Source organism: Niastella populi (genome assembly GCF_002078015.1).
Classification (GTDB): Bacteria; Bacteroidota; Bacteroidia; order Chitinophagales; family Chitinophagaceae; genus Niastella; species Niastella populi.
Genome location: NZ_LWBP01000187.1, coordinates 1 through 12,392, shown reverse-complemented (window position 1 = coordinate 12,392; position 12,392 = coordinate 1). Strand labels below are relative to the sequence as shown.

11 protein-coding genes are annotated in these 12,392 nt (G+C 41.7%); 4 read left to right on the top strand and 7 right to left on the bottom strand.

The features are described from left to right. Positions 1 to 54: 54 nt before the first annotated feature. The 5 genes from A4R26_RS16415 to A4R26_RS16395 all read right to left on the bottom strand — a co-directional run bounded on the left by A4R26_RS16415 (position 55) and on the right by A4R26_RS16395 (position 6,204). Positions 55 to 1,461, bottom strand: coding sequence for an RNA polymerase sigma factor (locus A4R26_RS16415; protein WP_081164953.1), 1,407 nt, complete (start codon positions 1,459 to 1,461; stop codon positions 55 to 57). 33 nt (positions 1,462 to 1,494) lie between these two features. Further along, positions 1,495 to 2,880, bottom strand: coding sequence for a serine hydrolase domain-containing protein (locus tag A4R26_RS16410; RefSeq protein ID WP_081164948.1), 1,386 nt, complete (start codon positions 2,878 to 2,880; stop codon positions 1,495 to 1,497). Positions 2,881 to 3,081: 201 nt separating this feature from the next. Beyond that, positions 3,082 to 3,813, bottom strand: coding sequence for a reverse transcriptase domain-containing protein (locus A4R26_RS16405; protein WP_242674929.1), 732 nt, complete (start codon positions 3,811 to 3,813; stop codon positions 3,082 to 3,084). 908 nt (positions 3,814 to 4,721) lie between these two features. Continuing rightward, the gene (locus tag A4R26_RS16400) at positions 4,722 to 5,759 is read right to left on the bottom strand and encodes a hypothetical protein (RefSeq protein ID WP_081164943.1); all 1,038 of its coding nucleotides are present in this window, start codon (positions 5,757 to 5,759) and stop codon (positions 4,722 to 4,724) included. 70 nt (positions 5,760 to 5,829) lie between these two features. Beyond that, positions 5,830 to 6,204: an IPT/TIG domain-containing protein gene (locus tag A4R26_RS16395; RefSeq protein WP_081164938.1), complete on the bottom strand. Its 375-nt coding sequence runs from the start codon at positions 6,202 to 6,204 to the stop codon at positions 5,830 to 5,832. Between the two features lie 628 nt (positions 6,205 to 6,832). On the opposite strand from A4R26_RS16395, the gene A4R26_RS16390 reads away from it, so the two are divergent. After that, entirely contained in the window at positions 6,833 to 8,308 is a 1,476-nt protein-coding gene (locus A4R26_RS16390) for an aminotransferase-like domain-containing protein (protein WP_081164934.1), read from the top strand. A gap of 78 nt (positions 8,309 to 8,386) precedes the next feature. Here the strand turns inward: A4R26_RS16390 and A4R26_RS16385 are convergent, their stop codons facing one another. After that, on the bottom strand, positions 8,387 to 9,130 hold the full coding sequence (locus A4R26_RS16385) for an SDR family oxidoreductase (protein ID WP_081164929.1): 744 nt from the start codon (positions 9,128 to 9,130) through the stop codon (positions 8,387 to 8,389). Between the two features lie 357 nt (positions 9,131 to 9,487). Between A4R26_RS16385 and A4R26_RS16380 the strand changes: the two genes are divergently transcribed. After that, positions 9,488 to 10,438, top strand: coding sequence for an alpha/beta hydrolase (locus A4R26_RS16380; RefSeq protein ID WP_081164924.1), 951 nt, complete (start codon positions 9,488 to 9,490; stop codon positions 10,436 to 10,438). A gap of 149 nt (positions 10,439 to 10,587) precedes the next feature. On the opposite strand, the gene A4R26_RS16375 is transcribed toward A4R26_RS16380, so the two are convergent. Next, a complete protein-coding gene (locus A4R26_RS16375; RefSeq protein ID WP_207625769.1) occupies positions 10,588 to 10,773 on the bottom strand; it encodes a hypothetical protein in 186 nt (61 codons plus the stop codon). Between the two features lie 97 nt (positions 10,774 to 10,870). On the opposite strand from A4R26_RS16375, the gene A4R26_RS16370 reads away from it, so the two are divergent. Together A4R26_RS16370 and A4R26_RS16365 are read left to right on the top strand one after the other, a co-directional pair. Continuing rightward, positions 10,871 to 11,659, top strand: coding sequence for a helix-turn-helix domain-containing protein (locus A4R26_RS16370; RefSeq protein WP_081164919.1), 789 nt, complete (start codon positions 10,871 to 10,873; stop codon positions 11,657 to 11,659). Continuing rightward, positions 11,656 to 12,204 (top strand): dihydrofolate reductase family protein, encoded by a 549-nt coding sequence (locus tag A4R26_RS16365; protein WP_081164915.1) that lies wholly within the window; start codon positions 11,656 to 11,658, stop codon positions 12,202 to 12,204. The genes A4R26_RS16370 and A4R26_RS16365 overlap by 4 nt, the downstream gene beginning before the upstream one ends. Positions 12,205 to 12,392: the final 188 nt, after the last annotated feature.

The following is a 12,392-nucleotide window of genomic DNA, read 5'->3' as shown; positions in this document are numbered from 1 at the left end:
CTATTGCGCTGAATTTGAATGATTTTGCAGGTGTTAGAATCCGTTGGGATTAAATTACTGCTTACGAGCTATTTCTGCAGCACCGTATAATCCTTTATCGCCGTATTTTTCAGTAGCTTCTTTACTGTCTAACATTACCAATTCATAATCATCATCAGCGAGCTTTATCGTCTTTCCTAAAGTGACCTGTTGTCCACCAACAACAAGTAAATGTACTTTACCCAGGAATGTGAAGGAGCCATTTCCTTGAAAATGTTGTTCCCTGAAATCAACGCGGACTTTTCCTTTAAGATATACTTCTTTATTTTTTTCTGACCAATACAATGCAGAAGCTCTGAAGGTGCCCTTTTCTTTTTGAACTGTATTGGGAGTATTTGCTAAATCCAATTGAGGGTTGGCAATCGCAGAATCTCCCGAAAGCTTCGTATCGACCTGGCTATATTTTTCAATTTGATTCTTCATTGAATCTTTCGCAGTTACCTCATTTAATGAACCTGATGATAAAACTAACATCAGGGCCAGGGAATCTAATGGTTTCATTGGTTTTTGTTTTAAGTTTCTTTTTTGTATGACGCTATCTTGCGAAATGGTTGCAGTTTGAGATTGAAAAGGTGTAGGATTTTTTTCAGCAGTGCCTGAACCTGTTTTTTCTATCACCGGTACCTTTTGCGCAGGCTTTTTCATTTGACTTACAACCAATGCAATGATAAGAATGATTGATACGATAGCCGATATAGCTAGAATATAAACATTAGACTTTAAAAAAGAGTGGCGCATAAACGCATTCTGATTACTGAATTGGATCGATTCCAGGGATAACGGCTTCTGAGGTGGAATTGAAAAATCGTCAAAACACTCCCGGAACATTTTATCCATGTTTTCATCTGCATCCCTGGCCAGAAGGAGAACAAGGGCTTTTTTATGCGCTGTCTCATTTTGGTCCCCCTCTACCTTTTGGATAAGTAGTTGTTTTAACTTCTTGCGGGCTCTTGCAAGATGTGATTTTGATGTGCCCTCACTTATTCCGAGCGCTGATCCTATTTGTGCATGGGTAAATTCCTCCAATACATATAGATTGAAAACCAGTCGATGGTGTTCTGGCAATTGGTCAATAGTATCAATCAATTCGGCGGTGGTAAATCTCCCGGATCTGATTGGATGAATATTTTCTTCCATTGGGTTCAGGGGCATAAGATCTGGCATCACATCAACTAAATGCGGGTCTTTTTTTCGATCTCTTAAATATTGCAGCGTATGATTTACAATGATGCGGCGTAACCATGCTTCAAATTTGCCCTTGCCTTTAAATGTCCCGGACTTGTCTATAGCTTTTAGAAACGCATCATGTGCCAAATCTTCCGATAGCTGATAGTTCCTGGTGTAGCGGTAACAGATGCCAATCAGTCTACCAATATTGCTTTGATAGGCTTTTTCCCAAAATTCTTTTGCTGATTTTGTCAATTTCTATTTAGTTTTTAGGATGACGCAAAAAAATCATTTGGTGGCAGTTTTTCCTGTGATCAGGAATTGGGTCAATAAAGGGATGGATAACACATCTCCCATATTGCTGTTCGTTAAGAATACATATCCTACATCAAGCTGTGGAAAGAAAGTAAAATTACAGATGAAACCACTGCTTGTGCTCCCGCTATGGCCATAACTTAATCCCAAAGGGGTCTTTTCAAGTTCAAAGCCTAATCCCCAATCCACCCCATCATTTCGGGTGGATTGAATACTGAGCATTTCATCGTATGTGGCACTTTTAAGTCCTTTTTTATTCCGTAACGCAAGCATAAAATTGCTAAAAGATTTTGCTTCCGTAAATAAACTAAATGCCATCATGGGCTTTTCGATGAACCTGATATTAGAGGGCTTAAGGTCAATGTGGCCATGCGCACCATATTTTTTAATGTGTTCATTACCCTTAAAATAAAAGCCTTTGAGATTTAGTGGAGTCAAAAGCTCTTCATTCAATATTTGGGAAATCTTCTTACCAGTAATATGTTCAATTACTCTTTTCAAATACTCATAACCCTCGCCTGAATATCCAAATTTAGTACCCGGTGTAAATAATAGATTGAAGTGACCTGTACTATCTAGTTGACCCCAGTTGGGCAGTCCACTTTGGTGACAAAGTACATGGCGGGCTGTAATTATTCGGTAACGTTCATCATGCGATACCCTTTCGAAAGGTAATAACTCATACAGTGGCTGATCCAGCTTGAGTATATTTCTTTCAACCAGGCGCATTACTACAAAAGCAAAAACTGATTTGGTAATCGACCCGGCTTCAAAAAGGGTCTTTTCTGTAACCGGCATACCTGATTGTGCATTAGAAACTCCATAAATCTGGCTATAAATGACCTTTCCGTTTTTTATAATGGCAAGAGAAGCTCCGGGAATATCAAAAAATGTCATTTGTTTTTTGATGAAATCATCCACCAGGGTGGCATGTTTCTTAATAAAATAATGAGCTACACCTACCTCTGGCAAAAGATTTACTAAAGCAATCGTATCTAGTTCAAGAACAGGTGCTATGAACTTCTTTCCTGACGGTAAATCAATTGAGATCTTAGAAACCGAGTCATTGATACGAATGTATTCCTCGCCGATCCAGTGAAAATGTTTAGAAGGTGTAAGGGTATAGGAGCCAACTGGTAACCGAAAATGATATTTTCCGGTAGAATCTATGGGGCTTAAATATACCTGTTTGGTTTTAGATATAACCTTTAACTCAGTTGGGTAACCCATAATGCCTGTGTCCCTCCATCGAACCTTGCCCGATATTTCAACAGAATCGACATTTTGAGCCGCTCCCGAACTACATAGTGATACTAGAAAAAGAAACAAGATAAATAGACTTTTGAGTAAACGCATCATATAAAGGTTTAGTGATCTTACAGCGTATGATGCATTATGGGTAAATGGTGGCAGTTATTTAAAGATAAAAATTTAGCTCATTTCTAAGTGTGTGAATATGAGCAAGCGATCTCGTTATCCGGTTCCGGGTAGAGCGGATCGTTGCCTCCCCGCTCCCCCACAGACCCGTGCGAGCAGCTTTCCTGCACACGGTTCCTCCATTTACGGTTTTGCTAAAAGTCGGCTGTGATAGATTTTGGGTTTCACTAATGGTATCCATTCTTCCGTACTGATCAGCGGTGAGATGCTTCCCCCTTGCGGGGTACCCTCTGTTGGATACACAAGCTGTCCGTTATCCAGTATACCAGCTTTGAGCCATTTGTCTATCATCTTTCTGATCACCCCATCTTTTATCCTGCGGTCAAGAAACGCACGCAAACATTGGTGATTAATACTCCCGAAGTAGTTTTGCATATCAGCGTCTATAATGTAGCGCTTGCCTTGCCAACTGACTTGCCGGGTTAATTCTTCCAATGCCTGGTGTTGTGATTTACCTGGTCTGAACCCATGCGAGCTGGGATAGAACATATCCTCATATACCGGTTGCAACACCCTGGTTACTGCCGTTTGCAGCAGCTTATCTTTTACCGTGGGCAAGCCCAGTGGCCGAAGTTTTCCATCACCTTTGGGTATATAGACCCGCCGGATGTTAGGTGCCCGGTAGTTACCGCTTTTAAAGGCTGTTAGTAACTGTGGGATTCTTGTTTCCCGTTGTTTGTGATAATCCATCCATGTTTCTGCATCAACGCCACTGGCTCCCTTTTTGTTCAGGGTATCAAAACTTTCCTGTAGCAGTGGCTCATCGATAAACTCATGCAGGTTCGTCAGGACTTCAGACCGGTATTTCCTGGCCCGCTCTGCTATCTGCATTTCTACTGTTAACATCTTTTCCATGTCTCTGGTACATTTGATGTTTCTAAAATGCAGCTCCGTAAACAGGCATCTCCCTTCCTTACTAAGTGGCTTTCATGGAGCTGATTTCCCACCGTTCTATCAGTACTATGGGGATGCTAAGACTGCCTCCGCCCTTCTCCTTTCCTGCGATTTCTCTTGGTCAGGATACCTCCCGGTATCGCCTTTTCTTATCGCTTGTCAGGGTGGCGACACATACCCTGTAAGCCCGGACTGTTAAGTTTCGGTCAGTCCTTGTTAACCGACTTTCGTTTGGAGGCGGTAGGCTCTCCTGTGTTCCCGTACTACCCCTGTCTGCCTGTGATATGTTCTCAGACCCCGGCCGAATCTTCCCAACTCGTCGTAACGCTGGTTTGATGTTGTCCTAATCTATCTAACAACCAGGACTTCGGCATTTAGGACAGTTTCGAGGCTCAATAGCATACCCTCAGCAGTCGCTGTCTACGCTTCGTGCAGACATCTCTACCTACTACGCAAGACTCGCTTCCGGTGGTTGACTAAACCTTACCGGACAGGATTGGCTACCTGTCGGGTTGTGTTGAAGTGTTTTATCTTTCTAAATCCCCACTTCACGGGCTTTGCACAGCGCGATAGAAATTTGTCCAGTTGTCCCGACTAAAATTTACAAGGCCCTTCAAGTCATTGGATTCGAAGGGCCTTTTTGGTTCGAAGTAGTCTTGTTAAATGCCTTGTTCCAAATGCTCTTTGATATTAGCCATTGCCCTTTAACGCCTTAGTTCATTATCATATTGACTAAATAGGAATTGCAGGTTTTGTTGGAAAACACTAACAGGTGGAATTACACATTTCGCAAATGGAGATGAGGGACAAGAAAAATATAATTATAGGTTAGAGTTGTAAAAATGTTTTTACTTTAAATTCATTAATACTTATTCTTCCTTTACAGCCGATGGCCGGTTGAGCGAACTTAAAGTGGCTTTGCCTCTTTGCCGAAAGAAATCTACCAGCCTTTGCCGCCCATGCGCATTCATTAGTTTGATCACTCTTACTTCTGCAGGGCGTAATAACTTAACGTTAACCGGTCGAAACCCAAACTGAAGATTTCTATTCTGAAACTCTTCATGTTCTATTCCCAGCAGCAAACCTATATTATCATGTTCGTTCAGGCTCCAATCCTCAGGCGCGCCATCCATAGCAATCTGAACTGAAATATACTTATATGTTTCAAATCGCTGGCTTAGATCCGTTACTTTGGGAAGAAGTTTACCAAGTTCATAAACAATGTTTGCCTGCCAGCTTTCATCAATCGGGTCTGGCTTTTCTTCTGTTTCAAAGTATAATTCAAAGCCTAAAGACGTTGCATTATTTTCTTCGAATAACCCTTGCGTACACACCATATAAGTATTCCAGTGGGTTTTCCATAGCTGCAAATATCTGTCGCCGGCACATTGGGGATAGCCGTGATGATTGGGATCCAGATACCGGATCTCGAATTCTTCCATTAATTGTCCAACTGGTTGCCATCTTTTGATGGCAACTGGTTTTGGTGGATTTGCAGCAGCTTTCTCTGCTATTCTTTTTCTGTAGTCACTCCCAGGCATATACCAGGCTACAATTTTACCTTTAAGATTTTCTGGTAAATACTGATCAAAATTGTCCTGTACAGCCTGATCCCAATAATATTTGAATGTATATTCAGTTGGCGTGGAAAAAGAAAATTCAAGAATATTATACTTTTCTTCCCCGTTAATGAACAACATATAGTCTATGACCGGATTTGTCACATCTGAGAATTCTTCGAAAATGGACTTCAGGGAATTATTATTTACATCATACAGGTCCTGAAAGATATCTACTGCACTATCAAGGCTCGGAGATGATATAAACTTAAAGATCCCATGGTGAAAATTCGGCCGATTATTCTGCAAAAATTCGTATAATTTGTAATAAACCAGATCTATATTCATGTTGCAAGTTTAAAGATTCTCTCTTTTGCCCATTGTTTGCTTTATTTAAAAAATATATTTTCTTTGCTCGTTACCTATTATTTGCAGCGCCTTTCTTCTTAAGCATTTTTTTGAAGATTGTGTTTACCGGCAAATTTATAAAAGGACGGCCGGTATAGGCTGTCAGTCCGTTAACGGTAACGCTCAATGGTTTGTACATAGCGCCGGCCGGCACGGTTACCGTTATGGAACCGGCAGTTGAGGTAGTAACACCTGCCCTAACTGCACCGAAGAAAACGATATTATCAGCAGGATTGGTACTGAAATTTGAACCGGTAATGGTTACCGTTGTACCCACAGCTCCTGATACCGGTGAAAAAGAATTAATTTCTGGTTGGGAAAACAATTGTAAAGAATACAAAATCAAGATTGCCAGGAAGCAAAAACGCTTATCGATCTGGGGCATGAGAACGTTTGAATTAAAGGGTTTGGAAAATACTAATGGCTATAAATAAACGAATTTATTAATGATCAGATAGCCTGGGAAAAACTTCAGCAAGATATAATAATATCTCATATGTTTAATCCCTTAAATTTTAGCAAATCTTCGATCCAGGAATTCGACAATTGTCCAGCCGCCCCGACACTAAAAAATGAACCCTTCAGATCGTTGGATTTGAAGGGTTTTTAGTTACAAAGAATTTATACTGCAATTACCTACTGATAGTAATTTATTGTTTCTTAGCCACTTGTATTAGTTCGAACAGAAGGAGCCAAAATGCAAAAAGGTCAGGATATTATAAATCCTAATGCTTTCCGAGGCGAACTGTCGTAACCTCAATCCAATTATTGACAGCAGTTTTAGTTAATATGGCTTTTTCTTTAGTTCATTCGATTCCTCATTCCGTAAAATTGCTGTTTCTATTGTAAACTTCTCGAAGAACGTGATCATAATAAGCTTCTATGATACGATGGATTTAATGCCCAATTAGGCGTAAGATACTTATGTAAGCCAGCTCAAATTCAAGTCCAGATAGCAAAAAAATCGTAAAATTATGATTTAAAACTTAGTGTTGATTATATCCTTATTTACCATGGGAGTACAGTTATTACCATATAGTAATTTGATTGAAATAAATAAGCATTCCGCTGTTCCCATTTTTAAGCAGGTAGCGGAAGGTATTGTCTTTCTAATAAGAAATGGGAAATTAAAACCAGGATATCAATTGCCTGCCAGTCGAGACATGGCCTCAATGCTGAAAATTAACCGTACAACGGTGGTGTCGGCTTATGAAGAGCTCCGACTTGAAGGATGGCTCAACGTTATAGAACGAAAAGGAAACTTTATTGCCCAAGAACTCCCGGTGATACATCCCAAGCCCTTAGAGCCTTTGGCTGCTAAAGGGTCAAAGCAGCAGGAAGATAGTAATTTCTACAAGAAAGTGGCTGCGAGGCAGGTTTCCAAAAGAACATTGAGTCCTCATCAATTGATGATTAATGACGGTTATCCTGATGCGAGGATAGCGCCGTTGGAATCGATTTATGACCGATACAAATTCTTATCTAAAAGAGTTCACCTCCATAGCAGGCTTTTGAATGATAGTGCTGCCGGAAGTATGTCTTTGAGAACCGAATTAGCCCTCTTTCTTGCTAAAACCAGGGCACTCAATATTGAACCCAGACATGTTATGGTTACCCATGGGGCACAACTGGCGATCTTTATAGCGGCGAGCTTGATCCTGCGTCCTGGGAGCACGGTTATCGTCGGTGATTTAAACTACGTTCTTGCCGATCGGCTTTTTGAACAGATGGGTGCGAAACTGATCAAGGTAAAAGTTGATGAAAATGGGATTGATGTTGATGAAATTGAGAACATCTGCAAAAAATCGCCACCTGGTCTTCTATACATTATTCCCCATCACCACCACCCCACAACCGTAACCCTAAGTAAAGAAAGAAGGATAAAACTTTTGGATATTATTCGACAATATCGTCTTCCGGTTATTGAAGACGATTATGATTATGACTTTCATTATGAAAATTCCCCAATACTACCTTTGGCCAGCGCAGACCATAAAGGTTATGTGATTTATATTGGTTCTATCTCGAAGACATTAGCACCTACGATCAGGTTGGGGTACCTAATTGCAGGGGATGATCTCATATGGCAGGCTTCCGTGTTCAAACAAATGGTAGAGATTCGCGGTGATGTGTTGTTTGAAGAATCTATAGCGCATCTTTTTAATACCGGAGAGATGCAGAGACATTTACGGAAATCGGTGAAGTTGTATAAAGAACGGCGGGATATGTTCTGCGACATGCTTAATTCTTGTGTGGGGAATCTTCTTCATTTTAACATGCCGAATGGCGGCATGGCTGTTTGGGCCACGTTCACCCCGGAGTATTCGATACCTGATCTTGCCAGGCGGTTAGCAGAAAAAGGTATTTTCATGAATGATGGTAGCCTATACAGATACAAAGATGACGTCAATGGAATACGGCTCGGATTCGCTTCCCTGAATACAGAAGAAATGCAAAAATTTATCGGGGCACTTAAGGAATGCAGGTGAGTCAGGCCTCCGGCAAAGGTATAGGGAAGCAGGGCGAAAATTATACTGCTGCCCTATACTTGCCGGAGCCTGTCAGGTTTATGAATACTTTTTCCAATCATCAAATCTAATTTCCCCCGGGCAAAAATCTCCGGCAGGCACCAACAACGATCTTGGTATCTCGAAGAACATATATTTATTGTCCTCGTTGGTGACTACTACTTTTTCTTCATGCTTTTCGTCCAGATACTTTTTCACAAATTCATTCATCGGGCCACGATCGGGACCGGCTATCTCAACGATTCCATTTTTCGGTTCCTCCAAAGCAAATTTTACAACAAAGCTTACCACATCTGCAACGGCGATCGGTTGATAGTCGACTGTTGAAACGTGTACCTCTTTGCCTTCACCCTGTACAGCGATTATCGTCGAAATATGTTCATGAAATTGTGTCGAGCGAATGATGGTATAAGGAATGCCAGATGCTGCGATCGTGTCTTCTTGTAGCTTCTTGGCCTGCAAATAACCTATATGTTGAGCAAGGGGAACGCCAACAATAGACAGTATCAGGTGGTGTTTAACGTTGGCAATTTTCTCCGCTGCTACCAGGTTTTTACCCGCGGTACTGAAAAAATGTAAAGCTGTTTCTCCATCCGGGGATTGGGAGTTAGACAAATCTATCACAATGTCTGTTCCCTCCAGTGCTTCTTCGAGGCCCTTCCCAGTTATGATATCAACACCCCTGGTTGGTGATCCAACAATCACCTTGTGACCGGCACTTTCCAATTTTTTACAAACGTCTTTACCGATGAGGCCGGTTCCTCCGATTACTAAAACTTTCATGATTGAAATATTTTTTAAAATACTGAAATGTAAACCGTTATCTTTCTGGATTGTCAGCTTTTATAATGTGTACGGACATCTGTCCATGTCGCATAAGCAGGCTGTAATACCTCCGATAGTATGAACAGTATTTAATTCTTAACAAAGTAAAAGATTAATTAAAATCACATGGTCATCCAGAATTCATTTTCATGGCAGTCCAGACTCTCGGTTGGGCACCATGGGAAAGGATCCGGTTGAATAAGCACATCTCAGACATATAGTATAGATCCCAGGCATGCTATAATTCCTTTTTTAGTTGAACAGCGGGAAATTTCTTATATTAGTTGTCCTCAACACAATTACAAATCACCTATTATGACCCGTTATACTACAGTATTCATTAAGTCATCCATCATAGCTTGTGTCCTACTGATTTTATCTGCAACCGCAATTGCACAAGATGGTACAATTTATCCTTTAACAGCTCCTCCGGAGCCGAATGCCATACGGCTTGGCACTGGTGGCGTCGATAATCAGCCAGCCTCCGAATCCTGGTTCAGACAGTGGGGCGACCCTATGGCACGAAACATTACCGTAGCGACCCTTACACCTTTTCTACCTAAAGCAGGAAAGGGAAATGGGGCGGCGGTGATCGTTTCACCGGGTGGCGGCTTCCGGTGGCTATCGATGGGCAATGAAGGCTGGGAAGTAGCACAGGCACTTGCAGACAAGGGAATTGCCGCCTTTGTATTGAAATATAGGCTTTTTCCGACTCCACCAGCGCTGGATGACTTTACAGCCTGGATGAATCGACCCCGCACAACTCCACCGGCTTCTCCCGATACATCAAATAATGCAACACCACCAAGGCCGCCACAAATGGATTTGTCTAACCAGTTAACAGATGCTGAAGCTGCCTACGCCATGATCGTCAAGCGTTCCAATGAGTGGAGTGTAGATACCAGTAGAATTGGTATGATCGGTTTTTCAGCCGGCGCCGGATTAACGATGCATTCAACACTGCATTCAAAAATTATGAAACTCGCATTCATCGGACCTATTTATGGCGGCATGAATCCTGTAGAAGTGCCAAAGAATGCTCCCCCCATGTTTAATGTTATTGCCACTGACGATTTTCTTTTCGGTGGTCAGATGGGTGTGATACAATCATGGTTCAAAGCAGGCATTCCTGTCGAATTTCACCTCTACCAGAATGGTGGCCATGGTTTCGGCCTGGGAAATCCCAACAGAACAAGTAATCGCTGGTTTGATGCTTTCATTCACTGGCTGGAGGTCAATCAGTTTCTCAAAAAGAAGTCCAGCTAATCTGTCGCGTCAACTCCTACAATACACAAACCATCCGATACAATCGGATATGGTTTTTTGGATAACATAGAGGATTACTTGGATTATTGATCAGTGGTGAGATCGTTCCCCCTTGCGGAGTACCCTCAGTCGGATAAACCAACTGTCCGTTATCCAATACGCCGGCTTTGAGCCATTTGTCGATCATCTTTCTGAATCACGCCATCTTTTATCCTGCTGTCAACAAACTCACGCAAACATTGATGATTAATATTCCCGAAGTAGTTTTGCATGTCAGCGTCTATAATATAGCGCTCTATAAGTAAGGCTGTTTCAAAATTACTTTGAACAGCCATAATAAAGTATTATTTTCCAAAACGAAACTATATTTGTAACGTCTTTATATTTTACCTGAAAAGATGGACCTTCTACGGCTAAAACTGAATAAAGTTCATGATCTATAAACAGACGACACCACATGCTGCACTGGCGGACTCTATTGAATGCTATTGGTCAATAAAAGGCACCGGAAAGGAGATACATGCAGAACGGATCTTTCCGGATGGTTGCCCCGGCCTGGTATTGAACATAGGCGGAAAATGCATTACCGACAACGGCCTGGTAACCATGCAGCCAGGGAGCTCTTATTTGGTGGGGGCCATGACGTCTTATAAAGATACCTATCTGAACGGAGAACATCACCTGATCGGCGTGTGCTTTAAGCCAGGCGCCTTCTCTCAATTTTATAATTATCTGCCGCTGGCGGAAATTACGGGGCAAACTATAGAACTGGAAAAAGCGCTTGCGCCAGACACCAGCAACACGCAAGAACTGTCGTTTGCAGAGTTAAACGCATTTTTTCTCAAACGATTCAACGCACCCAAACACGACCTTTTCACTATTGTAAAATGTATTAAAGAAGCCAGGGGACAAATCACTGTGGATGCACTGGCGAAAAGGAATCACACTACACCCCGACAACTGGAAAGAACTTTTCACAGGCATATCGGCATCACACCTAAAGAGTTTATTAATATTACAAGATTTCAACATGCCTTCTCGGCGGTCGCCAATAATAAAAAGCAAAAAGGCTTATTGGATATTGCCATTGAACATGGATACTGCGATCACGCACATCTAACAAATGATATAAAGCGGTACACCGGTGTGCCTCCTTCCAGTGTGATTTTGTCGCATTTTTCCAAACCAACTCATAGCCCTGATATTACCTTTGCCCAATGAGAAAGATAATTCTGAATTTAGCCACAACATTAGATGGTTTTATCGAAGGAGCCAATGGAGAGTTGGACTGGTGTATACTAGAGGAGGATATGCATTTCGATAGCTTCCTGGAATCCATTGAAACTATCTTCTATGGACGTGTAAGTTATGATCAATGGGGCAATTATCAGCCTGACGCATCTGCACCTCAGATGGAAAAGCAGATCTACTCAGCCATACAGTCCAAGGAAAAATTCGTTTTCTCCAGCCAATCAAGAGTGGATGATAAAGCCACCTTCATTACCACCGACGTAGTAGCCGTAGCAGAAAAAATCAGGAACCAACCCGGAAAAGATATTTGGCTCTATGGAGGCGCCAAACTGATCACCACGTTTATAGAAAACGGCCTGGTGGATAAATATATGGTCTCTATTCATCCAACTGCATTAGGCGCCGGCAAGCCCTTGTTTAATATATCTGCCAGGCTAGACCTGGTACTGGCCGAAACTAAAGTGTACAAATCGGGCGTAGTGCAACTGATTTATACTCCCAATACCAAGCCGTGAAACATAGCTCCGGCCATTTATTGACATTTTGACGGTTAAATTATTCCGTTAATCATAAGTTTAATCTCCCTTGATTCTCAGTGATCGCTGCTTTTGTCTGTAATTACAGGAAAAGTAAGTAATGATGCTGTTTTTCGCAACAGGTTAGAAACAGGCCTTTTTCGCGATTATAGGTCACTCCTTCGGGA

What these genes read in the sequence shown, in the direction of transcription:
- A4R26_RS16410 (WP_081164948.1), bottom strand. Translation starts at nt 2,880, where the DNA reads ATGATGCGTTTACTCAAAAGTCTATTTATCTTGTTTCTTTTTCTAGTA.
- A4R26_RS16405 (WP_242674929.1), bottom strand. Translation starts at nt 3,813, where the DNA reads ATGGAAAAGATGTTAACAGTAGAAATGCAGATAGCAGAGCGGGCCAGG.
- A4R26_RS16400 (WP_081164943.1), bottom strand. Translation starts at nt 5,759, where the DNA reads ATGAATATAGATCTGGTTTATTACAAATTATACGAATTTTTGCAGAAT.
- A4R26_RS16395 (WP_081164938.1), bottom strand. Translation starts at nt 6,204, where the DNA reads ATGCCCCAGATCGATAAGCGTTTTTGCTTCCTGGCAATCTTGATTTTG.
- A4R26_RS16390 (WP_081164934.1), top strand. Translation starts at nt 6,833, where the DNA reads ATGGGAGTACAGTTATTACCATATAGTAATTTGATTGAAATAAATAAG.
- A4R26_RS16385 (WP_081164929.1), bottom strand. Translation starts at nt 9,130, where the DNA reads ATGAAAGTTTTAGTAATCGGAGGAACCGGCCTCATCGGTAAAGACGTT.
- A4R26_RS16380 (WP_081164924.1), top strand. Translation starts at nt 9,488, where the DNA reads ATGACCCGTTATACTACAGTATTCATTAAGTCATCCATCATAGCTTGT.
- A4R26_RS16375 (WP_207625769.1), bottom strand. Translation starts at nt 10,773, where the DNA reads ATGGCTGTTCAAAGTAATTTTGAAACAGCCTTACTTATAGAGCGCTAT.
- A4R26_RS16370 (WP_081164919.1), top strand. Translation starts at nt 10,871, where the DNA reads ATGATCTATAAACAGACGACACCACATGCTGCACTGGCGGACTCTATT.
- A4R26_RS16365 (WP_081164915.1), top strand. Translation starts at nt 11,656, where the DNA reads ATGAGAAAGATAATTCTGAATTTAGCCACAACATTAGATGGTTTTATC.